Consider the following 24,472-nt stretch of genomic DNA (forward strand, 5'->3'; position numbering starts at 1 on the left):
CGCGCGGGCGGATGACGGTCCGCCGGTTACGTCACGTAGAACAGCCTACCTGCGTGGTTCGCAGGAGTGGGCGGGAGAAAAGACCATGATCCACCTTACATTCCCCGATGGCGCCGTCCGTGAGTATGCCTCCGGCACCACCGGCGCCGAGGTTGCCGCCTCCATCGCCAAGTCGCTTGCCAAGAAGTCTCTGGCGATGAAGCTCGACGGCGTGCTGAGCGACCTCTCCGACCCCATCACCGCCGACACGAAATTCGAGCTCGTCACCCGCGAGAGCCCCGAAGCGCTGGAACTCATCCGCCACGACGCCGCCCATGTGCTGGCCGAGGCAGTGCAGGCGCTGTGGCCGGGCACACAGGTCACCATCGGCCCGGTGATCGAGAACGGCTTCTATTACGACTTCTTCCGCAACGAGCCGTTCTCGCCGGAGGATTTCCCCGCCATCGAGAAGAAGATGCGCGAGATCATCGCCCGCGACGCTCCCTTCACCAAGGAGGTGTGGGAGCGCGACGAGGCCAAGCGCGTCTTCAAGGAGAAGGGCGAGGCGTTCAAGGTCGAACTGATCGACGCGATCCCGGACGACCAGTCGCTGAAGATCTACAAGCAGGGCGAGTGGTTCGATCTCTGCCGCGGCCCGCACATGCCGAGCGTCGGCAAGATCGGCAACTCCTTCAAGCTGATGAAGGTGGCCGGCGCCTATTGGCGCGGCGACAGCAACAACCAGATGCTGACCCGCATCTACGCCACCGCCTGGCGTACGGATGAGGAGCTGAACGCCTACATCCTCCAGCTGGAAGAGGCCGAGAAGCGCGACCATCGCCGCCTCGGTCGCGAGATGGACCTGTTTCACTTCCAGGAGGAAGGGCCGGGCGTGGTGTTCTGGCACCCGAAGGGCTGGAGCCTGTTCCAGAACCTCGTCGCCTATATGCGCCGGCGCCTCGCTGCCGATTATGACGAGGTCAACGCCCCGCAGGTGCTCGACAAGTCGCTGTGGGAGACCTCCGGCCACTGGGGCTGGTACAAGGAGAACATGTTCAAGGTGCAGCCGGCCGGCGACACCGAGGACAATGACCGCGTCTACGCGCTGAAGCCGATGAACTGCCCCGGCCATGTACAGATCTTCAAGCACGGCCTGAAGTCCTACCGCGATCTGCCTATGCGGCTTGCGGAATTCGGTTCTGTGCATCGCTACGAGCCGTCCGGCGCGCTGCACGGGCTGATGCGGGTGCGCGGCTTCACCCAGGACGACGCCCACATCTTCTGCACCGAGGAGCAGATGGCGGCGGAGTGCCTGAAGATCAACGATCTCATCCTCTCGACCTATGCCGATTTCGGCTTCGAGGAGATCGTGGTGAAGCTCTCCACCCGGCCGGAGAAGCGCGTCGGCTCGGACGCGGTGTGGGACCACGCCGAGGACGTCATGGGCCGGGTGCTCACCCAGATCGAGGCGGAATCCGGCGGCAAGATCAAGACCGGCATCCTGCCGGGCGAGGGCGCCTTCTACGGCCCGAAATTCGAATACACCCTGCGCGACGCCATCGGCCGCGAATGGCAGTGCGGCACCACCCAGGTCGACTTCAACCTGCCGGAGCGCTTCGGCGCCTTCTACGTCGATGCCGACGGCGGCAAGAAGACGCCGGTGATGATCCACCGCGCCATTTGCGGCTCGATGGAGCGCTTCACCGGCATATTGATCGAGCATTTCGCCGGGCATTTCCCGCTCTGGCTGGCGCCGGTGCAGGCGGTGGTGGCGACCATCACCTCGGAAGGCGACGACTACGCGCAGGAGATCGTGGCGCTGGCGAAGAAGCGCGGCCTGCGGGTCGAGCTCGATCTGCGCAACGAGAAGATCAACTATAAGGTCCGTGAGCATTCGCTGGCCAAGGTGCCGGCGCTGGTGGTGGTCGGGCGCAAGGAGGCGGCCGAGCGCACCGTCTCCATCCGCCGCCTCGGCTCGCCGAACCAGACGGCAATGACCCTCGAGGCGGCGCTCGACGCTCTGGTGGCCGAGGCGACCGCACCGGACGTGCTGCGCGCCGCCGAATGAGCGGAGCGGGCAGGCGACACGAACCGGGCCGGGCTTGAAGCCGTGCCCGATACCCCTCCATGGAAGGCCCGGAGCGCGCTCCGGGCCTTTTTCCTTTGAGCGGTGCCTGGGATCGCCGCCGCGCTACCGTCCGGCCGGGCTGGTCAGCTCCGTCCACGCCACGGCCGCGTCCAATTGGCAGGGACCGAGGGAAACGCTCGCGCGTGACGGGCCGCTGTCGTGGTCGGCAGGCCGCCTCGGCGCTACGGTGGGCTGGCTTTCCCCGGAGATCAGCCATGCCCCAACGCATCAATCGCAGCCGGCTCAGATCAGAGCGCCTCAAGCGTGGCTGGTCGCAGGATCAGCTGGCGGCGGTCAGTGGGGTGAGCGTGCGCACCGTGCAGCGACTGGAGGGCGGCAAAGCGGCGACGCCGACCTCGCTCGCGGCGCTTGCCATCGCCATGTCCCTGCCGGAGGCGGCGCTGGTGCTGCCCGACGGTCCCATCCACCGCATAACCCCGCTCACCATTACCCGCGACATCGGTACTGCCCGGCAGCCCTATACCGGCCTCGGCTTCACCGTGATCGAGACCAACGATCCCGGATGCATCGGACTGCGCGGCGGCACCACGCATCTGATCCTGTGCAGCCTCGCCTTCATGCAGGGCGACTATACGCGTAGCCCGCTCGAAGCTCTGGTCGATCGCACCATTCCCTATATCTGGGTGCGCTCGCTGGACGCGACCAGGATGGCCTATTCGAACCTGGTCGAAGAGGTGGTGACCCGCAATCGCACGAAAGAGGCGCTGGTCGAGCATCAGGGACAGTGGGCCATTCTGGCGGAACTGATGCCCTGATCCTGTCGTCTGCCGACATGGACAGGCACGACCGTCGCACCAAGAAGCCATTGCCGCCCGAGCACTGGCGTTTGCCGCCCACCGCATCCTTCGAGGCCGCATGAAACGGAAGGCGACGGCATACTCAGCCATGGTTTGACGCCTCCAAAAGCAAAACGCCGGCCCCGCGAGGGACCGGCGCTTCAGCGTCGTCGTGAGGCGGCCGAACCAGACATCCGGCGGCTTCGTTTTACAGCTGCGTTCCCGCAGGCGGCAGCTCGCCTGCGGCGCTGTTGACGGTGACGCCGACCGGCACCGGCTGGGCAGTCCGACCCGGCAGCAGCGCGACGGCGCGGGAGCGCAGGGTCGCCCAGGTCGCGAACTCGTTATACTTCGAACCCTCTAGCCAGCCGATGACGGCAGCGGCGAGGAAGGGCAGCGCCTGGATCGCCAGCGCCAGGGCGAACAGATCCACCTCGACCACCGCATGCCAGTTGGTCATGCGCAGGGCGATGGCGCTGAGCAGCAGCCCGCCGCCGATCACCGCCTCCGGCAGCGCCGGGAAGGCGCGGGCGGCGCCAGCCAGCCACGAGCCCTTGGCGGTGCGGGCGAAGGCGAGGTCCTTGTAGCGGAAGCCGTCATAGACCGCCTTGGCCACCGTGAACTGCACCGCCATGGCGGCGAAGGCCGCGCCGATCATCCGCAGCGGCGTGGTTGCCACCCGCAGGCGATAGAGGGCGCAGAAATGCAGCACATAGATGCCGAAGCAGAACACGATCGGCACGGTCAGGATCCGCTGCGGCACGGCGATGCCGAGGCCGAGCACCACCGGCGCCCAAAGCAGCGACAGCACCGCCACCAGCGCGCCGATGCTCTCGGCGCCGAGCCAGCTCACCCAGCCGATCGAGAATTCGCGGCGCTGCGCCGGGTTGAGGCGGGTGCCGCCATTGGGCAGCATGCGGCGCCAGTGCTTCTTGATGATCTGCATGCCGCCATAGGCCCAGCGGTGGCGCTGCTTCTTGAACGAGGCGAAGTCGTCCGGCAGCAGGCCCCAGCCGTAGCGGGTGTTGGTGTAGTGGCTCTTCCAGCCGCGCTCGACGATCGAGAGGCCGAGATCGGTATCCTCGCAGATCGTGTCGCTCGACCATTCGCCGGCTTCCACCATGGCGGCGCGGCGGATCAAGCACATGGTGCCGTGCACGACGATGGCGTCGTGCTCGTTGCGCTGGACCATGCCAATGTCGAAAAAACCGGCATATTCGGTATTCATCGCCTCGTGCATGAGGCTACGCTTGGAGTCGCGATGGTCCTGCGGCGCCTGCACGATGCCCACCGTCGGGTCCTCGAAGGTCGGCACCAGGTCGCGCAGCCAGTTCGGCGCCACCACGTAGTCGGCGTCAATCACGCCGATGATCTCGGCATCCGGCGCGGTCTGCTCCATGGCGACGCGCAGCGCGCCGGCCTTGAAGCCCTCGACCTTGGGCAGGTTGATGAATTTGAAACGCTCGCCGAGTTGCTCACAATAGGCCTCGATCGGCTCCCAGAAGGCCGGGTCGGGCGTATTGTTGATGATGACCAGGCATTCGTAGTTCGGCCAGTCGAGCCGGGCGACGCCGTCGAGCGTCTGCTTCAGCATCTCCGGCGGCTCTTTATAGGCCGGTATGTGGATCGACACCTTGGGGGTGCGGGCCGGCATGGCGGCGTTGTTCGCCTCAATCAGCCGGCGCGGACGACGGCCGAAGGCGATGGTCGCCAGTTCCTCGACCCGGTACAGCATGACGATGACCAGCGGCACCAGCAGCACGATCGAGACCACGAAGGTGATCTTGTTGCCGCCGACGACATAGTGGGTCAGCCAATGATCGGTGACGGTGGCGATCCAGGCGCCCACCAGGTTGGCGGCGCCGGCCATTACCGCGGCCTGGGTGAAGGTCAACCGGGCGAAGCGGAACAGCGGCAGCGAGAAGGCGATGCCGAACAGCAGCGCGATGGCGGCGGTGGCGTTGTAGGTGACCGGGGTCACCGGCCCGGCCAGCGGGAACTTCAGATGCCGGTCGGCGTCGAGCATGCCCCAGTACTGGCCGACCGAGCCTTCGAAGCTCTTCCACGGCGCGTCGAAGGCCTCGATGAGGTTGTAGTCGATGCCGAGCGCATCCGCGCGGGCAGCGAAGTCGCGGATCACCCGCGCCTGGATCAGCTCGCCGGGCACCGCGGCGTCGCGGTTGTAGCCGGCGCTGGGCCAGCCGAACTCGGCGATGACGATGCGCTTGCCGGGATAGGCAGCGCGCAGGCGGTTATAGATGTTGATGGTGCGGTCGACCACCTGGTCGGCCGGCACGCCTTCCCAATAGGGCAGGATATGGGCGGCGATGTAGTCGACGGCCGATACCAGCTCGGGATGCTCGAGCCAGACGTCCCAGGTCTCGCCAGTGGTGACGGGTACGTTCACCTCGCGCTTCACGCGGCGGATGGTGTCGATGAGCTGTTCGGGGGTGCGCTCGGCGCGCAGGATCGACTCGTTGCCGACCACGATGCCGACGACGTTCGAATTCTTCTTCGCCGCCTCGATGGCGTTGGCGATCTCGCGGGCGTTGCGGTCCTCGTTTTCATCGAGCCACGCGCCGACGGTCGTCTTCAGCCCCTTTTCGGAAGCGATACGGGCGACGTTCTCCAGCCCGCCGGTCGAGGCATAGGTGCGCACCGCCTTGGTATAGGGAGCAACCGCCTCCACGTCGGCGCGAACCTGCGCCTCCGTGGTCGACTGCCCCTTGTCCGGGTTCATGTCGCGCGCATAGGGCGCGAAGGACATGCTGGCCAAACGATCGGGGATCGCCGGAGCGGTCACCTCCGAACGCATTGCGAGCCACATGAAGGCATGCACGGACGTGACTACCGCAATCGCAGCGGCAGCAACACGAACAGCGGGACGCATGGACAACCCACCAGCTTTTGAGAGGTAACGGGCGAATATATAATTCAACTTTAACGCGTTTGCAGCATCCACATGGCTGCATCGCAAAAAATACGATACGTGCCTGCGGCTTGCTTAGAACGCGACGCCGGGAAGATGGTTCCCGTCTGTGGCGGAGGCGTGTCGCGGCTGGGGCCCCGCCATGAAATCATTGAGCTCAAATCATTGCGCGGCGGGCGCGGCGGCGGGCGCTGCCGGGGCGGCGGGCGTCGAATCCGGGTTCACCCAGCAGGCATGCACCCGCTCGGAGAGGCGCTCCTGCGCCTTGGGATCGATGTTGCCCTGCCGCACGAGGCAGCGGAAGGCGATCTTGAGGTGCTCGGTGGGGCAGCCGAAGCGCTCATAGAGCTCCATGTGGCGGCGGGCCGTGTCGATATCGTCGCGCCACAGCAGCATGGCGATGCGCCGGCCGCTCCACACGCATTCCGGCAGGCCGGCATTGCCTGGCAGCTTGGCCGCCTCGTTATATTCCTCGATCGACCGGCGCTGGGCCTCCTTGGCCTGCTCTTCCGGGGACTGCTGCTCGGCCGGCTTCTGCTCGGGCGCGCTGTTCTGCGCGAAGGCCGGAGCGGTGACGGCGGCCGTGAGGAGAAGGCCGCCGAGCAGAGCGGCGGCGAAGGGGCGTACGGAGCACAACATGGAGGAATTCGTCACACGCGAGAGGAAACCAAACGGGCTTTAGGACACTAGGTGAAGCTGCTGAATTTGTCAGCATCGCGGCGCCTTTGCCGCCTCATTGTGCGTAACCATCCTCAGCGGACATTTAACATCGTAACTTCCTGCTCGCGGGCCGTCTCCCGGCCCAGCCGGCAACGCGCCCTTTCCTTGGGGGGCGTCCCTGGTCCGCGCTGTTTTGCCGCCCTGCGTCAGCCCCCTTGCGCTCGCCATTTTGCACCGCTACCCCAGCCGGTGCCGCACCGCATCCTGCCGCTGGAGACCTCCCGCATGCGCATCGCCGTCCTGCTCGCCGCCCTCGTCAGCGCGGTGATCGTTGCCGTCTGGGCCTGGCTGGGCCAACCGGTGCCGATGCCGGCCACCCCGCTGGCGGCAGGCGAGAAGATGCCGTGCGTCTCCTATGCGCCGTTCCGTCCCGGCCAGTCGCCCTTCATCGAGGGCCTGGTCATCCCCCCCGAGCAGATCGACGACGACTTCGCCCGGCTGGCGAAGATCACCCATTGCGTGCGCACCTATTCCACCGAGATGGGTCTCGACGTGGTGCCGGCGATGGCCCGCAAGCACGGGCTCAAGGTGCTGCAAGGCATGTGGATCGGCCGCGACGAGGCGAAGAACCGCGTCGAGATCGATGCGGCGGTAAAGGCGGCGCAGCAGAACCCGGACGTCATCGATGCCGTCATCGTCGGCAACGAGGTGCTGCTGCGCGGCGAGCAATCCTCGACCGGCATGGCGGCGCTGATCCGCGAGGTGAAGTCCAAGGTGCCGGTGCCGGTCACCTATGCCGATGTCTGGGAGTTCTGGGAGCGCAACAAGGAGCTGGCGCAATATGTCGACTTCGTCACCGTGCACATCCTGCCGTTCTGGGAAGATGTGCCGGTGGCCGCCGACAAGTCGGCCGCGCATATCGGCGAGATCCGCGAGCATGTCGGCAAGGTGTTCGGCGACAAGGAGATCCTGATCGGCGAGACCGGCTGGCCGAGCGAGGGCCGCATGCGCGAGGGCGCGCTGCCCTCGCCCTCCAACCAGGCGATGGTGATTCAGGAGTTGCTGGCGCTCGCCAAGGAGAAGAACTACCGGCTCAACGTCATCGAGGCCTTCGACCAGCCGTGGAAGCGTGCCTCCGAGGGCACGGTCGGCGGCCATTGGGGCTTCCTCGACGCCTATACGCGCGACTTCAAGTTCGGCTGGGGCGAGGCGGTGTCGGACCATCCCTACTGGCTGCGGCAGGCGATCGTCGGCATCTTCCTGGCGTTGAGCGTGTTCGTTGCCGGCGCCATTGGCGGCCGGGGCGAGAGCATGAACACCCGCCGCTGGCTGGCGGTGTCCGGCATTGCGCTGTTTTCCGGGCTGACGATCGGCCGCGCCCTGGTCTCGGTGCCGGTCGAGAGCCTCGGCGTCGGCGGCTGGCTCCGCGGCGGCTCGATCCTCGCCCTGGCGATCCTGGTGCCGCTGGTCGCCGCCTTCGCGGTGGGCCGGCAGGCGAGGGCGGTGGCGCTCACCCAGGCTTTGGACGGTGCGTCGCGCCGCAGCGCCGCGCCCGTGGAGCGGGCGATGGCGCTGCTGCTCGCCGCCTCGGTGGTGCTGATCGCTCATGTGGCGCTGGGGCTGGCCTTCGACCCGCGCTACAAGGACTTCCAGTTCGCCGGCCTGACGCCGATCATCATGGCCTTCGCCTTCTACGCGCTGGTCGCCCCGCCCCGCGTCACCGCCGAGGCGGCGGCCGCCGAGAAGATCGCCGCGGCGATCTTCCTCGGCAGCGGCCTGTACATCGCCGTCAACGAGACTGTCGCCAACTGGCAGGGCCTGTGGACCAGCGCGCTGCTGGTGGTGATGGCGCTCAGTCTCTGGCGCCTCGCCACGGCCGCGCAAACGAGATGAGCAGCAGGCCCGCCGCCACGCCGGACAGGTTGTTGTTGTACATCACCAGTCCGGCGGCGGTGGCCATGAGCGCCAGGGTGAACATCGGGATCGACGGGCGGATGAGCTGGATGATGGACGTCGCCAGCGCGGCGATGCCGAAGGCGGAATAGCCGAACAGCTCGATCACCGTGCGCCGGGCGATGCAGCTGCCGGTCTCGACGCCGAGGCAGGCCAGCCCGACCGCCGACTGTTCCACCAGCGCGTAGCGCATGTAGATCGCCCAGCCGAGCGCGAAGCCGCCGAGCACCAGGATGACGTTCCAGGCGCGGGCACCCGGCAGGAAGTTGCGCTGGTTCATGATCGGCTCCTCGACGCGGCGGCTTGCGAACGTCCCATTGGATGCCACGGCGTGCGCCGCCATTCAACGGCCGGAATTTCGCGGTCTTCCCGGCGATGGCGGCGCTGCGGTAAACACGGGCGCCCGCCCATTCGGAGAATAAGCGCATGCGCCGTCTGCTCGTCATCGTCCTCGCCGCCGGAGAAGGCACGCGCATGAAGTCGGCGCTGCCGAAGGTCATGCACAAGGTCGCCGGGCGCAGCATGGTCGGCCATGTGCTGGAAACCGCCAGGGCGGCCGGCGCCGCCGAGATCGCGGTGGTGATCGGCCCCGACCACGGACAGGTCGAGGCGGAGGTCCACCGCCTCGTCCCGGCGGCGAGCGTGTTCGTGCAGCGCGAGCGCCTCGGCACCGCGCATGCGGTGCTCGCCGCCGCCGCCGCGCTGGAGCGGGGCTATGACGACATCCTGGTCATGTATGGCGACACGCCGCTGGTGCGGCCGCAGACGCTGGAGGCGCTGCGCGCGCCACTCGCCGAGGGCGCCGGGCTGGCGGTGCTCGGCTTCCGCCCCGCCGATCCGACCGGCTATGGCCGCCTGATCACCTGGGGCGAGGACCTCGTGGCCATCCGCGAGGAGAAGGACGCCAGCGAGGCCGAGAAGACCATCGGCCTGTGCAATGCCGGGCTGATGGCGCTCGACGGGGCGCTGGCGCTGGAGGTTCTCTCCGGCATCGGCAATGCCAATGCCAAGGGCGAGTACTACCTCACCGATGCGGTGGAGGCGGTCATCGCCCGCGGCCGCACGGCGGCGGTGTGCGTGGCGGAGGCCGGCGAGGTCGCCGGTGTCAACACCCGCGCCCAGCTCGCCGAGGCCGAGGCGGTGCAGCAGCTGCGGCTGCGGCGGGCGGCGATGGAGGGCGGCGCCACGCTCGTCGCGCCGGAAACGGTGTTCTTCAGCGCCGACACCCGGCTCGGCCGCGACGTCGTCATCGAGCCGAACGTAGTGTTCGGCCCCGGCGTCACGGTGGCGGACGGCGGCGTCATCCGCGCCTTCAGCCACATCGAGGGCGCGACGCTGGCCGGCGGCGTCTCGGTCGGCCCCTTCGCCCGGCTCCGCCCCGGCGCCCGGCTGGAGGAGGGCGTGCATATCGGCAACTTCGTCGAGATCAAGAACGCCGACCTCGCGCCGGGGGTGAAGATCAATCACCTGTCCTATGTCGGCGATTCGACGGTGGGGGAGGGCACAAATATCGGCGCCGGCTCCATCACCTGCAACTATGACGGCTTCAGCAAGCACCGCACCACCATTGGCGCGAATGCCTTCATCGGCACCAACAGCCTGATGGTGGCTCCCGTGACCATCGGTGACGGCGCCTATATCGGCACCGGCTCGGTCATCACCGACGACGTGCCGGCCGATGCGCTGGCCATCGGCCGCGCCCGGCAGGTGAACAAGCCGGGCCTTGCCGCACGTCTGCGCGAGCGGCTTCAGGCGATCCGGAAAGCCGCCGCCGAGGGGTGAGATAAGAATCGACATCCGAATTGATTTTTGCAGTGCGGTGACACCCGGTTAAACCCGTACCGGTAATCTCCTGTGCTGGTTCGCGCGAAAGGTCTGCGCCATGTGTGGCATCATTGGCATCGTCGGTACTGCGTCCGTGGCCGACCGGCTCGTCGATTCGCTGAAGCGCCTCGAATATCGCGGCTATGATTCCGCCGGCGTGGCGACGCTGGAGCAGGGCCGCCTCACCCGCCGCCGCGCCCAGGGCAAGCTGCGCAATCTGGAAACCGAGCTCGCCCGGGCGCCGCTCGCCGGCCATGTCGGCATCGGCCACACCCGCTGGGCCACCCATGGCAAGCCCAGCGTCGCCAATGCGCATCCGCACGCGACCATGCAGGTGGCGGTGGTGCATAACGGCATCATCGAGAACTACCGCGAGCTGCGCGAAGAACTTCTGCGCGACGGCGCCAATTTCGAGAGCGAGACCGATACCGAGGTCGTCGCCCATCTCGTCACCCGCGAGCTGCGCGGCGGTGCCGGGCCGGAGGCGGCGGTCGCCGCGTCGCTGCCGCGGCTCAAGGGCGCCTTCGCGCTGGCCTTCATGTTCGAGGGCGAGGACGATCTCCTGATCGGCGCCCGCAAGGGCTCGCCGCTCGCCGTCGGCTATGGCAAGGGCGAGATGTATCTCGGCTCCGACGCCATCGCGCTGGCGCCCTTCACCGACACCATCTGCTATCTCGACGACGGCGACTGGGCGGTGCTGCATCGCGGCCGGGCGGAAATCCACAACGCCGCCAACGATGTGGTGGTGCGGCCGATCCAGCGCTCCACCGCCACCGCCTTCCTGGTGGAGAAGGGCAATCACCGCCACTTCATGGCCAAGGAGATGCACGAGCAGCCGGAGGTGGTCTCGCACACGCTGGCGCATTACCTCGACCTCGCCGCCGAGACGGTGCAGCTGGAGGCCGACCTGCCGTTCGACTTCACCGGCCTGGAGCGGATTTCCATCGCCGCCTGCGGCACCGCCTATTATGCCGGGCTGATCGCCAAATACTGGTTCGAGCAGATCGCCCGCCTGCCGGTGGAGATCGACGTCGCCTCGGAGTTCCGCTACCGCGAGGCGCCGCTGCCGAAGAACGGCCTCGCCATCGTCATCTCCCAGTCCGGCGAGACCGCTGACACGCTGGCCTCGCTGCGCTATGCCAAGCAGGAGGGGCAGAAGGTGATGGCGGTGGTCAACGTGCCGACCTCCACCATCGCCCGCGAGAGCGATGCGGTGATGCCGACCCTCGCCGGCCCGGAAATCGGCGTCGCCTCCACCAAGGCCTTCACCTGCCAGCTGGCGACGCTGGCCGCCGTCGCGGTGGCGGCGGGCCGGGCGCGCGGCGTGCTGACGCCCGAGCGCGAGCGCGAGCTGGTGCGGGCGCTGGTCGAGGTGCCCAGGCTGATGAACGAGGCGCTGCGGCTCGGTCCGCAGATCGAGGGGCTGGCCCGCTCCTTCGCCAAATCGCAGGACGTGCTCTATCTCGGCCGCTCGACCTCGTATCCGCTGGCGCTCGAAGGCGCGCTGAAGCTGAAGGAAATCTCCTACATCCACGCCGAGGGCTATGCCGCCGGCGAACTCAAGCACGGCCCGATCGCGCTGATCGACGAGAAGATGCCGGTGGTGGTGATCGCCCCGCATGATCAGGTGTTCGACAAGACCATGTCGAACATGCAGGAAGTGGCTGCCCGCGGCGGCCGCATCATCCTGCTGACCGATGCGCGCGGCGCCGCCGAGGCCGGCATCGACACCGAGGCGACGCTGGTACTGCCGGAGATGAACCCGCTGGTGACGCCGCTGGTCTATGCCATCCCGATCCAGCTCATCGCCTATCACACCGCGGTGCAAATGGGCACCGACGTCGACCAGCCGCGCAACCTCGCCAAGTCGGTCACCGTGGAGTGAGGCCGCTCAGAAATTTGGCTTCTGCAGCACGACACGCATGATGTCGCGCAGATAGAGGCGCAGCCGCCACGGCGAACTCCGCCGGACGCGGGCGGCGAGGCTGGGAATCTGCGGCATGCGGAGAAACCCGGTCGCCGATGGCCGCGTGATCGGCGCAGCTACAGATGCCGGCGTGGATGCCGGTGCGAGTGTCCGCATGGCTTTCGCCAGAGTCCGTGCCGGCTCCCGGCGTGGGATCGGAACGTGATCCAGTGGATGGATGGAAGCCGGATCCCGCGCGAACCGTTCCATCACCTCGCGGTAGCGGGAAACCTCGCGTTCCGGCGGCGCCGGCTTGGTGGCGAGTTCCAGCGGCAGCATCACCCCGCAATCGGCCCCGAGGCCGATCAATCCGGCGCAATAGTTCACCGTGCAGCGCTTGGCGATGGATTCGCGATAATCCGACACATCGGTCCGGTTGGAGTACCAGCCATTTTGGCCATGCACGCGATATCGCACACTGTTAGTCGGCAAATAGTATTTGCGGGCGCCATAAATACTGGCGGATAGAACCACGCAGCCATCGGCGCAGAGCCGCCACATGCGGAGGAACGGCTCGGGAAAGTCGGTGCAGCGCTGCGCCCAGTAGAGCCGCAGCGAAAGCGCCGAGGTCGAGGCGCCATACCAGTCCCCGGTGAGATAGGTCATCACCGCGGTATGGCCGAGATCCTCCTCGCCGGCCGCGAAAGCCTCGATGCCGTTCGCCTGCCCAAATCGGTGCAGGTTCGAGAAGACGAAATCGACATCGGAACGGGCGTCGTAGAGCGCGCCGAGCCGGGCGAGATAGTCGGGCTTCCACAGATCGTCGGCGTCGAGGAAGCAGACGACGTCGGCATCGGCCCGCGCCACACCGGCGGCGAAACCCGCCAGCTGCCCGCGATTGGACGAGAACACCAGATCGACGCGCGGATCGTCGCCATAAGCCCGCGTCAGCCGCAGCGCCGAATCGTCGCTCGACCCGTCATCGATCACGATCACCCGGTCCGGCGCGCGGCTCTGGGCCAGTGCGCTGTCGACCGCCTCCAGGACGAAGCGGCCATAATTGTAATTGGTGATCACCACCGCAAAAGTCGTCGGCATCCGAGGGCACGCTCGCGGGTTCGGAAGGACAAGCGCGTGCGCGCCGATGGCTTGAGGATGAGAAACATCCGGGCCGCTGCCGCCCTTGTCAAGGCGGCAGGGCGGCTCAGCCGCGCCCGCGATAGGGCGGCACGCCCTGGTCCGGCAGCCAGATGTCCTTCGGCGGCGCGCCGCTCTGCCAGAACACGTCGATCGGAATGCCGCCGCGGGGATACCAGTAGCCGCCGATGCGCAGCCAGTGCGGCTTCAGCAGATCGTGCAGCCGCCGGCCTACCGCCACCGTGCAGTCCTCATGAAAGGCGCCGTGGTTGCGGAAGCTGGCGAGATAGAGCTTCAGCGACTTCGACTCCACCAGCCAGCCGTCCGGCACGTAGTCGATGACCAGATGCGCGAAATCCGGTTGCCCGGTCACCGGGCAGAGCGAGGTGAACTCCGGGCAGGTGAATCGCGCGACATAGAGCGTGTCGGCCTGCGGGTTGGCGACCCGGTCCAGCACCGCTTGCTCGGGGGAGGCCGGCCACACGGTGGCGCGCCCGAGCTGCAGCGTTTCGTCGGTCATAGTCTCTCTCCTCGTCCCCACCCGCGCGGTTCTTTAGCGCGGGCTCTTTCGCATGTCATGGCGAGGCGGTAGAAGCGCCGAAGGCACCGCCTGCGACACCGCCCACCATGACGAACTGGGGAAGCGAATGACTGCCATTGTCGACATTATCGGCCGCGAGATTCTGGACAGCCGCGGGAACCCGACCGTCGAGGTCGATGTGATCCTGGAGGACGGCTCCCAGGGCCGTGCGGCGGTGCCCTCCGGCGCCTCGACCGGCGCCCATGAGGCGGTGGAGCTGCGCGACGGCGACAAGTCGCGCTATCTCGGCAAGGGCGTTTCGCAGGCGGTGGACGCCGTGAACGGCGAAATCTTCGACGCCATCGGTGGCATGGACGCCGAGGACCAGGCAGCCATCGACCAGATCCTCATCGAGCTCGACGGCACGCCTAACAAGGCCCGTCTCGGCGCCAACGCCATTCTCGGCGTGTCGCTGGCGCTCGCCAAGGCGGCCGCCGCCGCCCGCGACCTGCCGCTCTACCGCTATGTCGGCGGCGTCAACGCCCGCGTGCTCCCCGTTCCGATGATGAACATCGTCAATGGCGGCGCCCATGCCGACAACCCGATCGACTTCCAGGAATTCATGATCCTGCCGGTCGGCGCCCCGACCTTTGCGGAAGGCCTGCGCACCGGCGCCGAGATCTTCCACACGCTGAAGAAGGCGCTGAAGGATGCCGGCCACAACACCAATGTCGGCGACGAGGGCGGCTTCGCCCCCAACCTGCCGTCGGCCGACGCCGCGCTCGCCTTCGTGGTGAAGGCCATCGAGACCGCCGGCTACAAGCCGGGCGAGGACGTCTATATCGGCCTGGACTGCGCCTCGACCGAGTTCTTCAAGAACGGCAAGTACGACTATGAGGGCGAAGGCGTCGTGCGCGACATCGAGACCCAGGTGAAGTACCTCGCCGATCTCGTCGCCCGCTATCCCATCGCCACCATCGAAGACGGCATGGCCGAGGACGACTGGGAGGGCTGGAAGCTGCTCACCGACACCATCGGCTCCAAGTGCCAGCTGGTCGGCGACGACCTGTTCGTCACCAACGTCACCCGCCTGTCCGCCGGCATCAAGCAGGGCGTGGCCAACTCGATCCTGGTGAAGGTCAACCAGATCGGCTCGCTCACCGAGACGCTGAACGCGGTCGAGATGGCGCACAAGGCCGGCTACACCGCGGTGATGTCGCACCGCTCGGGCGAGACCGAAGATTCGACCATCGCCGATCTCGCCGTCGCCACCAATTGCGGGCAGATCAAGACCGGCTCGCTGGCGCGCTCCGACCGCACCGCCAAGTACAACCAGCTGCTGCGCATCGAGCAGGAGCTCGGCCCGCAGGCGATCTATGCCGGCCGCGCGGCGCTGAAGGCGCTCGGCTGAGCCGCAGCGGGGGACAGCGGGTGCAGGCGGCCCTTCGGCATGCCCGATGACGGATCGGTCGAGCTGGTCCTGCTGCACGCGCTTCCTCTGGACGGCTCCATGTGGGCCGGGCAACGCGATCTGCTGCCCGGCGCCACTTTCGCCCCGACGCTCTACGGCCTGGGCGATCACGTCGCGGACTGGGCTTCCGCAATATTGAACACGGTGAAGGGGCGCCGGCTGGTCGTGGTAGGCTGTTCGATTGGCGGCTCCTGCGCCCTCGAACTGGCGGCTGCGGCACCGGAGCGGGTGGCCGCCCTGGTGTTGATCGGCACCAAAGCCGTCCATCGGCCCGAGTCGGCGCTCAGGGATGCCGCCCTCGACATGCTGGAGCACGGGGGCGTCGCGCCGGCGTGGCAGGCACTCTGGGCGCCGCTGTTCCCGACCTCGGCCACAGTTGCGCGCGACCGCGCCGAAGCCATCGTTCTCCGCCAGTCCGCCGGCGACCTGGCGCGAGGCGTACGGGCCTTCCACAGCCGGCCGAGCCGCGATGACATCCTTGCCGCCTTTCCGGGGCCGGTCGCGGTCGTCACCGGCGCCGATGACAGGTTTCCCGGCCCGACGGTGAGCCGGGCGCAGGCGAGACTGCCGCGTCGCGGTACGCTGCACGTGCTTCCGGGCTGCGGCCACTATGTGCCGCTGGAGCGGCCGGCGGAGCTGAACGCGATAGTGAGGGGCGTGCTCGCCACCCTCTGAGCCGGCAGCAGGTCGGCCGGCGGCGCCGAAGATCCCCGCCTGAGCCGCTTTTGCCGTTTCCCGGCGACAGAGTTAACGGAGCCTCAACCGGATGCGGCTAGGCTCTGTTTCCATGATAGCACGCACCCGCTGGCGCTCGATTCTCCAAACCGTCACGCTGCATCTCGGCGCGGCATCGCTCATCGGCTATTTCGCCTTCCAGGGCTATAACGGCCAATACGGCCTGGTGGCGCGAAGGCACTTCGAGGAGCAGATGCAGGCGCTGACGCAGGAGCGCGATGTCCTGCGTACCCAGCGCCAGGCCATCGAAGCCAAGGTGCGCCTGCTGTCGCCCGATCTCGTCGATGCCGACATGCTGGACGAGCAGGCGCGTTCGCTGCTCAATCTGGTCCATCCCAAGGACCTTGTCCTGCTGCGCCCCCGCGCGCAGGCGACATTGACGCAATAAGCCTCATCACTAGGTTCAATTGGCGAACGGGGTGCCGAAGGCGTCCGATCTTCGCTCGCGGCTGGAATGCCAGCGAGAAACCGATAGATCGCAGCAACTTAACTTATATAGAGTTAAACGTCACATTTAACCGTATATCAGTTCAGAGCAGGAAACCCTTGCGCTGGCAACATGTTGTGCGCCGCAGCATTGCGTTTTGCGCGTAGCGTCGATACGCAAGTTGCGCTAAGACACTGACAAAATCCGGTAACGAGCTAGGGATGCGCCTATGGCTGTAGCTGCGAAGAAGTCCCCCGCCCCCAGGACCACCGCCTCCAAGGCCGCTGCGCCGAAATCTTCCGCGAGGCGTTCCGACAAGTCCGCCGATGCGCTGGACTTCTCGAAGGATCAGGAACTCGCCGCCTATCGACAGATGCTGGAGATCCGGCGCTTCGAGGAAAAGGCCGGCCAGATGTACGGCATGGGCCTCATCGGCGGTTTCTGCCATCTCTATATCGGCCAGGAAGCCGTCGTCGTCGGCATGCAGTCGGCGCTGAAGCCCGGCGATCAGGTAATCACCGGCTATCGCGACCACGGCCACATGCTGGCCACCGGCATGGACCCCAAGGGGGTCATGGCCGAGCTCACCGGCCGCCGCGGCGGCTATTCCAAGGGCAAGGGCGGCTCGATGCACATGTTCAGCATCGAGAAGGGCTTCTTCGGCGGCCACGGCATCGTCGGCGCCCAGGTGTCGCTCGGCACCGGCCTCGCCTTTGCCAATCACTACCGCGACAATGGCGGTGTGTGCCTGACCTATTTCGGCGACGGTGCCTCCAATCAGGGGCAGGTCTATGAGAGCTTCAACATGGCGGAGCTCTGGAAGCTGCCGGTGGTCTACATCATCGAGAACAACCGCTACGCCATGGGCACCTCGGTGAGCCGCGCCTCGGCGCAGACCGACTTCTCCAAGCGCGGCGCCTCCTTCAACATCCCCGGCGAGCAGGTCGACGGCATGGATGTGCGGGCGGTCAAGGCTGCCGGCGAGCGCGCGGTGGAATTCGCCCGCTCCGGCAAGGGGCCCTACATCCTCGAAATGCTCACCTATCGCTATCGCGGCCACTCCATGTCCGATCCGGCCAAGTACCGGTCGAAGGAGGAGGTGCAGAAGATGCGTACCGAGCACGATCCGATCGAGCAGGTGCGTGCGCGCCTGCTGGAGAAGGGCTGGGCCAGCGAGGACGACCTCAAGGCCGTAGATGCCGATATCCGCGAGGTGATGAACGCCGCCGCCGATTTCGCCAGCCACGATCCGGAGCCGGATCCCTCCGAGCTCTACACCGACGTCCTCCGCTGATCGGCGGGGCAGGGGGCATGCTCGCCTGGCTGTTCTGGGGTTTGTGGGTCGCCGGAGCATCGGCGATCGTCGTGCTGTGGGTGTTTTCCGTCGGCACGGCCTTCCACATTCTTTCCGGCATTCGCGCCGGCGGCGGCAGCAACGCGGCTGTCGACTGGATCAAGATGGTCGTATGGCCGTTCGCCATACGCCACCTCGCCGGGGCGCCGGCGGATCGGGCGGCCAATCTTTCGCAACGCCTCTCGCGGATGCTGGTCGCTCTCTTCGTCGCCTTTCTCGTGGCCACCGCTTCGCTGGCCGTCTACAGCAACCTGACGTTCGTGCCCTCCGCACAGACGCATCAGTGACGCGCGATCTCGACGCTCGTTCTTTGGGGAACGCCGCCATGCCGACCGAAATTCTCATGCCCGCCCTGTCTCCCACCATGGAGAAGGGCAATCTGGCCAAGTGGATCAAGAAAGAAGGCGACACGGTCAAATCCGGCGATGTCATCGCCGAGATCGAGACCGATAAGGCCACGATGGAAGTCGAGGCGGTCGACGAGGGGACGCTGGGCAAGATCTTGGTGCCGGAAGGTACTCAGGATGTCGCGGTGAACACCCCGATCGCCGTCATTCTCGCCGATGGCGAGGATGCCAGCGCCGTGGCGGCTCCCGCTCCCAAGGCCGCCGAGTCCGCGCCGCCGGTGGCGGCCGCCCCGGCCGAGCCGGTGCCGGTCGTCGCGTCGGCACCCGCCCCGGCGGCTCCCGCCATCGTCTCCGCTCCTGCGCCCGAACCGGAAGTGCCGGAGGGCACCGAGATGGTCAACCAGACCATGCGCGAGGCGCTGCGCGACGCCATGGCCGAGGAGATGCGCCGCGACGGCGACGTCTTCGTCATGGGCGAGGAAGTCGCCGAGTATCAGGGCGCCTACAAGATCACTCAAGGGTTGCTGCAGGAATTCGGCGCCAAGCGGGTCATCGATACCCCGATCACCGAGCACGGCTTCGCCGGCGTCGGCGTCGGTGCCGCCATGGCCGGGCTGAAGCCGATCGTCGAGTTCATGACCTTCAATTTCGCCATGCAGGCGATTGACCAGATCATCAACTCCGCCGCCAAGACGCTCTATATGTCCGGCGGCCAGATCCAGTGCTCGATCGTGTTCCGCGGCCCCAACGGCGCCGCCGCCCGCGTCGCCGCCCAGCACAGCCAGGACTACACCTCCTGGTATTCGCACATCCCCGGCCTCAAGGTGGTTGCGCCCTATACCGCCGCCGATGCCAAGGGCCTGCTCAAGGCGGCGATCCGCGATCCCAATCCGGTGATCTTCCTCGAGAACGAGATCCTCTACGGCCACTCCTCGCCGGTGCCGAAGCTCGACGACTTCATCGTCCCGCTCGGCAAGGCCCGCATCGCCCGCCCCGGCAAGGACGTGACGCTGGTCGCCTGGTCGATCGGCATGTCCTACGCGCTGAAGGCGGCCGAGGAACTCGCCAAGCTCGGCATCGACGCCGAGGTGATCGATCTGCGCACCATCCGGCCGATGGATACCGAGACCATCCTCGCCTCGGTCCGCAAGACCGGTCGGCTGGTCACGGTGGAGGAGGGCTGGGGCCAGTCCGGCGTCGGCGCCGAGATTTCCGCCCGCGTCATGGAGAACGCCTTCGACTATCTCGATGCGCCGGTGCTGCGCGTCTATGGCAAGGACGTCCCCATGCCCTACGCCGCCAATCTCGAAAAGCTCGCGCTGCCGAACGTCCAGGAAGTGGTCGAGGCGGCACGCGCGGTCACCTATCGCTGAGGACGGAGAGCGCCCATGCCGATCGAGATCCTCATGCCGGCCCTTTCTCCCACCATGGAGAAGGGCAACCTCGCCAAGTGGCTCAAGAAGGAAGGCGACAAGGTTTCCCCCGGCGACGTGATCGCCGAGATCGAGACCGACAAGGCCACGATGGAAGTCGAGGCCATTGACGAGGGCACGCTGGCCAAGATCCTGGTGCCGGAAGGCTCGCAGGACGTGCCGGTGAACCAGCTCATCGCCGTGCTCGCCGCCGATGGCGAGGATGCCAAGGCGGTTGCCGCCGGTGGCGCCTCCGCCCCGACGCCGGCCGCAGCCGCTCCGGCGCCCGTCGCCGAAGCCCCGAAGCCGGCCGAACCCGGTCCCGCTCCGGTCGCGGCTCCGGCTCCCGTTGCCGCCGCTCCGGCGCCGACCGCCGCCGGCGAGCGCGTCTTCGCCTCGCCACTGGCCCGCCGCCTCGCCAAGGACAAGGGCGTCGACCTGTCGGCGGTGAAGGGCTCCGGCCCGCGCGGCCGCATCGTCGCCGCCGATGTCGCGACCGCCACGCCCGGCGCCGCCAAGCCTGCATCTGCGCCGGCCGCCGCTACCCCGGTCGCCGCCGCCAAGCCGGCGCCGGCCCCCGGCGCGCTACTCGAGCAGGTCAAGGCCTATTACGAGCCCGGTACCTATGAGGAAGTCCCGCTCGACGGCATGCGCCGCGTCATTGCCCAGCGCATGACCGAGGCGCGGCAGACGGTGCCGACCTTCTACCTCACCGTCGACTGCGACATGGACGAGTTGCTCAAGCTCCGCGAGACCCTGAACAAGGCCGCGCCGGAGAAGGACGGCAAGCCGGCCTACAAGCTCTCGGTCAACGACTTCGTCATCAAGGCCTATGCGCTCGCCTTCCAGCAGGTGCCGGACGCCAACCAGGTGTGGGGCGGCGACCGCTACCTCAAGCTGAAGCACTCCGACATCGGCGTCGCGGTGGCGATCGACGGCGGCAAGGGGCTCCTGACCCCGATCATCCGCAAGGCCGAGACCAAGTCGCTGTCGGCGATCTCCAACGAGACCCGCGACCTCGCCATCCGCGCCCGCAACAAGAAGCTGGCGCCGAACGAGTACCAGGGCGGCTCCTCGGCGATCTCCAATCTCGGCATGTTCGGGATCAAGGATTTCACCGCCATCATCAACCCGCCGCACGCCACCATCCTCGCGGTGGGCACCAGCGAGCAGCGGGCGGTGGTGAAGAAGGGCGAGCTCGCCGTCGCCACCGTGATGACGGTGACCATCTCCTGCGACCACCGCGTCATGGACGGCGCCATGGGCGCGCAGCTTCTCACCGCCTTCAAGGCGCTGATCGAGAAGCCGATGGCGATGCTGGTCTGACCCCTGTTGCATTGGGACCGGGGCATCGTCCCGGTCCTTCACTGCCTTGTCTCCACGTCCTTCAGCGGCGCACCGGGCCGTATGCCCGGCAAAAGCCGGGGTGATAGCCTCGGCGTCTTTACGCAAGACGGCGACTGAAATGTCGCCTTGGCCCGGGCATGACGGAACCACTCAAATGGCCGCAACCTCCTACGACGTCCTCATCATCGGCTCCGGCCCCGGCGGCTATGTCGCCGCCATCCGCGCCGCCCAGCTCGGGCTCAAGGTCGGTGTGGTCGAGCGCCAGTACATGGGCGGCATCTGCCCGAACTGGGGCTGCATCCCGGCCAAGGCGCTGCTGCGCTCGGCGGAGATCTTCCACTATATCGAGCACGCGAAGGATTACGGCCTCGTCGCCGAGAAGTTCGGCGTCGACATCGCCGGGGTGGTGAAGCGCTCGCGCGGCATCGCCAGCCAGATGAGCAACGGCGTCGGCTTCCTCTTGAAGAAGAACAAGGTCGAGGTGATCTGGGGTCAGGCCACCCTCACCGCGCCCGGCAAGGTGTCGGTCGCCGCCACCGATGGCGCGCCGAAGGGCGCGCTCGGCGCCGGCGAGTACACCGCCAAGAACATCATCGTCGCCACCGGCGCCCGCCCGCGCGCGCTGCCCGGCATCGAGCCGGACAGCAAGCTGATCTGGACCTATTTCGATGCGCTGGCGCCGGCGAGCGTGCCGAAGTCGCTGCTGATCATGGGCTCGGGCGCCATCGGCGTCGAATTCGCCTCCTTCTACAAGGCGATGGGCTCGGACGTGACCATCGTCGAGCTGTTGCCGCAGATCCTCCCCGTCGAGGATGAGGAGATCGCCGAGCACGCGAAGAAGCGCTTCGAGAAGCAGGGCATCAAGATCCTCACCGGCGCCAAGGTGTCCAAGGTGGTCAAGGGCGCCGACAGCGTCACCGCGACCGTCGAGACCGCCGACGGCAAGGTGCAGACCCTCACCGCCGACCGCCTGATCTCGGCGGTGGGCGTGGTCGGCAACATCGAGAATCTCGGCCTCGAAAAGCTGGGCGTGAAGACCGATCGCGGCTGCGTGGTCATTGACGGCCTGTGCCGCACCAACGTGCCCGGCATCTACGCCATCGGCGATGTCGCCGGTCCGCCCATGCTGGCCCACAAGGCCGAGCATGAGGGGGTGATCTGCGTCGAAGGCATCGCCGGCAAGCATGCCCACCCGATGGACAAGCTGATGATCCCCGGCTGCACCTATTGCATGCCGCAGGTGGCGTCCGTCGGCCTCACCGAGAAGAAGGCCAAGGAGGCCGGCTACGAGGTCAAGGTCGGCCGCTTCCCGTTCATCGGCAACGGCAAGGCAGTGGCGCTGGGCGAGGCGGACGGCCTGGTGAAGACCATCTTCGATGCCAAGACCGGCCAGTTGCTCGGCGCCCATCTCGTCGGCGCGGAAGTCACCGAGATGATTCAGGGCTTCGTGCTGGCGATGAATCTGGAGACCACCGAGGAAGAGCTGATCAACGCCGTCTTCCCGCATCCGACGGTTTCTGAGACCATGCATGAAAGCGTGCTCGCCGCTTATGGGCGCGCCATCCACATCTGAGGCGCGCCGCCAGGCAGATCGGCAGAGGTAGGGAACGTCCATGGAAAGCTTTGCCGCCGTTGCGGACCAGCCGGGAGTCGGCTGGTTCACCATGATCATCATCGGCCTGCTGGCCGGATGGATCGCCGAGCGGGTGACCGAAAGCGATCACGGCCTGTTCGCCAACCTGCTGTTCGGCCTGATCGGCGCCTTTGTCGGCAAGTATATCGCCGAACTGGCGGCGATCCCGGTATACGGCTTCTTCCGCACCCTGATCGCGGCCACCGTCGGCGCCGTCATCGTGCTGTTCATCTGGCGCAAGCTGCGTTCGCGCTGACGCCCCGTCGCGTCCGGCGCATCGAGGCGTGCGTGGCGCACGGGGCACCTGTCCGAAGGACGGGGGTTCCCGGCGCGGCGTGCAGCCACTAAGTGTGAAGACGAAACGCGAACCGGCCGAACTCCAACGGGCATCGGGCACTGCATGGTCACCGTCCTCAACACGTTGAATCGCGCTCTCGAAAAGCCGCGCCACCCGGAAAAGGTGAACCGGCCCGAGACGCCGGTTCTGAAGAAGCCGGACTGGATCCGCGTGCGCGCGCCGGGTACGCCCGGCTGGCAGGAAACCGCCGACATCGTGCGGGCCAACGGCCTCGTCACCGTGTGCGAAGAGGCGAGCTGCCCCAATATCGGCGAGTGCTGGCAGAAGAAGCACGCCACCTTCATGATCATGGGCGACACCTGCACGCGCGCCTGTGCCTTCTGCAACGTCCGCACCGGCATGCCCGGCCCGCTGGACATGGACGAGCCGCAGAAGGTCGCCGACGCCGTGGCCCGCCTCGGGCTTGAGCATGTCGTCGTCACCTCGGTCGACCGCGACGACCTCGCCGATGGCGGCGCCGAGCATTTCGCCCGCACCATTCGCGCCATCCGCGCCACCAGCCCCGGCACCACCATCGAGATCCTCACCCCGGATTTCCTGCGCAAGGACGGCGCGCTGGAAGTGGTGGTCGAGGCGAAGCCGGATGTGTTCAACCACAATCTGGAATGCGTGCCCTCGCTCTATCTGAAGGTCCGCCCCGGCGCCCGCTACTTCCACTCGCTGCGGCTGCTGCAGCGGGTGAAGGAGCTCGATCCGTCGATCTTCACCAAGTCCGGCATCATGGTCGGCCTCGGCGAGGTGCGGAATGAAGTGCTGCAGCTGATGGACGATTTCCGCTCGGCCGAGATCGACTTCATGACCATCGGCCAGTACCTCCAGCCGACCCGCAAGCACCACCCGGTCATGGCCTTCGTGACGCCGGACGAATTCAAGTCCTACGAGACCATCGCCTATGCCAAGGGCTTCCTGATGGTGTCGTCGAGCCCGCTGACCCGCTCCTCGCACCATGCCGGCGAGGATTTCGCCCGGCTGCGCGCGGCGCGCTCGGCGAAGCTCGGCACCGCTTCGCCCGCCAGCCTGGCGTCAACTCTGGCGCCCACCTGAACCATGCCCTCGTTCCGCAGCAAGCGGCAGGTCCGGCACTCGGCCGCCGACATGTTCGATCTGGTCGCCGACGTCGAGCGCTACCCGGAATTCGTGCCGCTCTGCGAGAGCCTGCATGTGCGCCGCAAGGTGGCGAGCGGGGAGGGCATCGACATCCTCGTCGCCGACATGACCGTCGCCTACAAGGTGTTCCGCGAGAGCTTTGCAAGCCGGGTGACGCTGGACCGGCCGCGCCTCACCATCGTCGTCGAATATCTCGACGGGCCGTTCAGCCGGCTGGAGAACCGCTGGACCTTCCGCGCCACCGGCGCGCGCAGCTCCGATATCGAGTTCTTCATCGACTATGAGTTCCGCTCGCGCACGCTCGGCATGCTGATGGGCGCGATGTTCGACGCCGCCTTCCGCCGCTTCGCCGAGGCGTTCGAGAAGCGCGCCGACGAGGTCTACGGCACGGCGGCCTAGAGCGGATCGACATTCAGGATTCCCATCCGAGGTAATCGCTGATTCATAG

The 24,472-nt window shown here is 67.1% G+C and carries 21 protein-coding genes; 16 read left to right on the top strand and 5 right to left on the bottom strand.

All coding sequences use genetic code 11. The features are described 5' to 3' along the window. Positions 1-85 precede the first annotated feature (85 nt). Both thrS and KHC24_RS06615 read left to right on the top strand, forming a co-directional pair. Positions 86-2,047 (top strand): threonine--tRNA ligase, encoded by a 1,962-nt coding sequence (gene thrS / locus KHC24_RS06610; RefSeq protein ID WP_213360951.1) that lies wholly within the window; start codon positions 86-88, stop codon positions 2,045-2,047. A gap of 275 nt (positions 2,048-2,322) precedes the next feature. Then, positions 2,323-2,883, top strand: a complete 561-nt coding sequence (locus KHC24_RS06615) for a helix-turn-helix domain-containing protein (protein WP_213360954.1) — start codon at positions 2,323-2,325, stop codon at positions 2,881-2,883. Positions 2,884-3,112: 229 nt separating this feature from the next. Here KHC24_RS06615 and KHC24_RS06620 read toward each other — a convergent pair whose 3' ends face one another. Together KHC24_RS06620 and KHC24_RS06625 are read right to left on the bottom strand one after the other, a co-directional pair. Then, entirely contained in the window at positions 3,113-5,731 is a 2,619-nt protein-coding gene (locus KHC24_RS06620) for a glycosyltransferase (protein WP_246546186.1), read from the bottom strand. 264 nt (positions 5,732-5,995) lie between these two features. After that, complete coding sequence (locus KHC24_RS06625; RefSeq protein WP_213360964.1) at positions 5,996-6,472, bottom strand: hypothetical protein; 477 nt, start codon at positions 6,470-6,472, stop codon at positions 5,996-5,998. 306 nt (positions 6,473-6,778) lie between these two features. Here KHC24_RS06625 and KHC24_RS06630 point away from each other — a divergent pair, with 306 nt between their 5' ends. Next, entirely contained in the window at positions 6,779-8,386 is a 1,608-nt protein-coding gene (locus KHC24_RS06630) for a glycoside hydrolase family 17 protein (RefSeq protein WP_213360966.1), read from the top strand. On the opposite strand, the gene KHC24_RS06635 is transcribed toward KHC24_RS06630, so the two are convergent. Then, positions 8,346-8,726: a hypothetical protein gene (locus KHC24_RS06635; RefSeq protein ID WP_213360968.1), complete on the bottom strand. Its 381-nt coding sequence runs from the start codon at positions 8,724-8,726 to the stop codon at positions 8,346-8,348. The two genes, KHC24_RS06630 and KHC24_RS06635, sit on opposite strands and share 41 nt — an antisense overlap. 146 nt (positions 8,727-8,872) lie before the next feature. Between KHC24_RS06635 and glmU the strand changes: the two genes are divergently transcribed. Both glmU and glmS read left to right on the top strand, forming a co-directional pair. After that, a complete protein-coding gene (glmU, locus tag KHC24_RS06640) occupies positions 8,873-10,228 on the top strand; it encodes a bifunctional UDP-N-acetylglucosamine diphosphorylase/glucosamine-1-phosphate N-acetyltransferase GlmU (protein ID WP_213360974.1) in 1,356 nt (451 codons plus the stop codon). A 100-nt stretch (positions 10,229-10,328) separates the two neighbouring features. Continuing rightward, positions 10,329-12,155 (top strand): glutamine--fructose-6-phosphate transaminase (isomerizing), encoded by a 1,827-nt coding sequence (gene glmS / locus KHC24_RS06645; protein WP_213360976.1) that lies wholly within the window; start codon positions 10,329-10,331, stop codon positions 12,153-12,155. 6 nt (positions 12,156-12,161) lie between these two features. On the opposite strand, the gene KHC24_RS06650 is transcribed toward glmS, so the two are convergent. Both KHC24_RS06650 and queF read right to left on the bottom strand, forming a co-directional pair. Next, complete coding sequence (locus KHC24_RS06650; protein ID WP_213360978.1) at positions 12,162-13,274, bottom strand: glycosyltransferase family 2 protein; 1,113 nt, start codon at positions 13,272-13,274, stop codon at positions 12,162-12,164. A gap of 106 nt (positions 13,275-13,380) precedes the next feature. Further along, entirely contained in the window at positions 13,381-13,833 is a 453-nt protein-coding gene (queF, locus tag KHC24_RS06655) for a preQ(1) synthase (RefSeq protein WP_213360980.1), read from the bottom strand. Positions 13,834-13,960: 127 nt separating this feature from the next. On the opposite strand from queF, the gene eno reads away from it, so the two are divergent. The 11 genes from eno (at position 13,961) to KHC24_RS06710 (ending at position 24,423) form a co-directional block, all read left to right on the top strand. Then, the gene (gene eno / locus KHC24_RS06660) at positions 13,961-15,244 is read left to right on the top strand and encodes a phosphopyruvate hydratase (protein WP_213360982.1); all 1,284 of its coding nucleotides are present in this window, start codon (positions 13,961-13,963) and stop codon (positions 15,242-15,244) included. A 39-nt stretch (positions 15,245-15,283) separates the two neighbouring features. Next, the gene (locus KHC24_RS06665) at positions 15,284-15,979 is read left to right on the top strand and encodes an alpha/beta fold hydrolase (RefSeq protein WP_213360984.1); all 696 of its coding nucleotides are present in this window, start codon (positions 15,284-15,286) and stop codon (positions 15,977-15,979) included. 112 nt (positions 15,980-16,091) lie between these two features. Continuing rightward, on the top strand, positions 16,092-16,427 hold the full coding sequence (locus KHC24_RS06670) for an FtsB family cell division protein (RefSeq protein ID WP_213360986.1): 336 nt from the start codon (positions 16,092-16,094) through the stop codon (positions 16,425-16,427). Positions 16,428-16,695: 268 nt separating this feature from the next. Then, entirely contained in the window at positions 16,696-17,760 is a 1,065-nt protein-coding gene (pdhA, locus tag KHC24_RS06675) for a pyruvate dehydrogenase (acetyl-transferring) E1 component subunit alpha (protein ID WP_213360988.1), read from the top strand. Positions 17,761-17,777: 17 nt separating this feature from the next. Further along, a complete protein-coding gene (locus tag KHC24_RS06680) occupies positions 17,778-18,107 on the top strand; it encodes a hypothetical protein (RefSeq protein WP_213360990.1) in 330 nt (109 codons plus the stop codon). 38 nt (positions 18,108-18,145) lie between these two features. Next, on the top strand, positions 18,146-19,540 hold the full coding sequence (locus KHC24_RS06685) for a pyruvate dehydrogenase complex E1 component subunit beta (RefSeq protein WP_213360992.1): 1,395 nt from the start codon (positions 18,146-18,148) through the stop codon (positions 19,538-19,540). A 15-nt stretch (positions 19,541-19,555) separates the two neighbouring features. Beyond that, a complete protein-coding gene (locus KHC24_RS06690; RefSeq protein WP_213360994.1) occupies positions 19,556-20,905 on the top strand; it encodes a pyruvate dehydrogenase complex dihydrolipoamide acetyltransferase in 1,350 nt (449 codons plus the stop codon). Positions 20,906-21,080: 175 nt separating this feature from the next. Next, positions 21,081-22,499, top strand: a complete 1,419-nt coding sequence (lpdA, locus tag KHC24_RS06695) for a dihydrolipoyl dehydrogenase (RefSeq protein WP_213360996.1) — start codon at positions 21,081-21,083, stop codon at positions 22,497-22,499. 40 nt (positions 22,500-22,539) lie between these two features. Then, positions 22,540-22,815: a GlsB/YeaQ/YmgE family stress response membrane protein gene (locus KHC24_RS06700; protein WP_213360998.1), complete on the top strand. Its 276-nt coding sequence runs from the start codon at positions 22,540-22,542 to the stop codon at positions 22,813-22,815. Positions 22,816-22,959: 144 nt separating this feature from the next. Beyond that, positions 22,960-23,961, top strand: coding sequence for a lipoyl synthase (gene lipA, locus KHC24_RS06705; protein ID WP_213361000.1), 1,002 nt, complete (start codon positions 22,960-22,962; stop codon positions 23,959-23,961). A 3-nt stretch (positions 23,962-23,964) separates the two neighbouring features. Beyond that, a complete protein-coding gene (locus tag KHC24_RS06710; RefSeq protein ID WP_213361002.1) occupies positions 23,965-24,423 on the top strand; it encodes a type II toxin-antitoxin system RatA family toxin in 459 nt (152 codons plus the stop codon). Positions 24,424-24,472 lie beyond the last annotated feature (49 nt).

It is taken from the genome of Ancylobacter defluvii (assembly GCF_018390605.1).
In the GTDB taxonomy this organism is placed as follows: Bacteria; Pseudomonadota; Alphaproteobacteria; order Rhizobiales; family Xanthobacteraceae; genus Ancylobacter; species Ancylobacter defluvii.

Coding starts and splice junctions, on each gene's coding strand:
- KHC24_RS06620 (WP_246546186.1), bottom strand. CDS start 5,731: ATGTGGCTCGCAATGCGTTCGGAGGTGACCGCTCCGGCGATCCCCGAT.
- glmS (WP_213360976.1), top strand. CDS start 10,329: ATGTGTGGCATCATTGGCATCGTCGGTACTGCGTCCGTGGCCGACCGG.
- KHC24_RS06690 (WP_213360994.1), top strand. CDS start 19,556: ATGCCGATCGAGATCCTCATGCCGGCCCTTTCTCCCACCATGGAGAAG.
- lipA (WP_213361000.1), top strand. CDS start 22,960: ATGGTCACCGTCCTCAACACGTTGAATCGCGCTCTCGAAAAGCCGCGC.
- KHC24_RS06625 (WP_213360964.1), bottom strand. CDS start 6,472: ATGTTGTGCTCCGTACGCCCCTTCGCCGCCGCTCTGCTCGGCGGCCTT.
- KHC24_RS06615 (WP_213360954.1), top strand. CDS start 2,323: ATGCCCCAACGCATCAATCGCAGCCGGCTCAGATCAGAGCGCCTCAAG.
- KHC24_RS06650 (WP_213360978.1), bottom strand. CDS start 13,274: ATGCCGACGACTTTTGCGGTGGTGATCACCAATTACAATTATGGCCGC.
- KHC24_RS06710 (WP_213361002.1), top strand. CDS start 23,965: ATGCCCTCGTTCCGCAGCAAGCGGCAGGTCCGGCACTCGGCCGCCGAC.
- KHC24_RS06630 (WP_213360966.1), top strand. CDS start 6,779: ATGCGCATCGCCGTCCTGCTCGCCGCCCTCGTCAGCGCGGTGATCGTT.
- KHC24_RS06685 (WP_213360992.1), top strand. CDS start 18,146: ATGCCGACCGAAATTCTCATGCCCGCCCTGTCTCCCACCATGGAGAAG.
- glmU (WP_213360974.1), top strand. CDS start 8,873: ATGCGCCGTCTGCTCGTCATCGTCCTCGCCGCCGGAGAAGGCACGCGC.
- eno (WP_213360982.1), top strand. CDS start 13,961: ATGACTGCCATTGTCGACATTATCGGCCGCGAGATTCTGGACAGCCGC.
- KHC24_RS06700 (WP_213360998.1), top strand. CDS start 22,540: ATGGAAAGCTTTGCCGCCGTTGCGGACCAGCCGGGAGTCGGCTGGTTC.
- thrS (WP_213360951.1), top strand. CDS start 86: ATGATCCACCTTACATTCCCCGATGGCGCCGTCCGTGAGTATGCCTCC.
- KHC24_RS06665 (WP_213360984.1), top strand. CDS start 15,284: ATGCCCGATGACGGATCGGTCGAGCTGGTCCTGCTGCACGCGCTTCCT.
- KHC24_RS06635 (WP_213360968.1), bottom strand. CDS start 8,726: ATGAACCAGCGCAACTTCCTGCCGGGTGCCCGCGCCTGGAACGTCATC.
- lpdA (WP_213360996.1), top strand. CDS start 21,081: ATGGCCGCAACCTCCTACGACGTCCTCATCATCGGCTCCGGCCCCGGC.
- pdhA (WP_213360988.1), top strand. CDS start 16,696: ATGGCTGTAGCTGCGAAGAAGTCCCCCGCCCCCAGGACCACCGCCTCC.
- KHC24_RS06670 (WP_213360986.1), top strand. CDS start 16,092: ATGATAGCACGCACCCGCTGGCGCTCGATTCTCCAAACCGTCACGCTG.
- queF (WP_213360980.1), bottom strand. CDS start 13,833: ATGACCGACGAAACGCTGCAGCTCGGGCGCGCCACCGTGTGGCCGGCC.
- KHC24_RS06680 (WP_213360990.1), top strand. CDS start 17,778: ATGCTCGCCTGGCTGTTCTGGGGTTTGTGGGTCGCCGGAGCATCGGCG.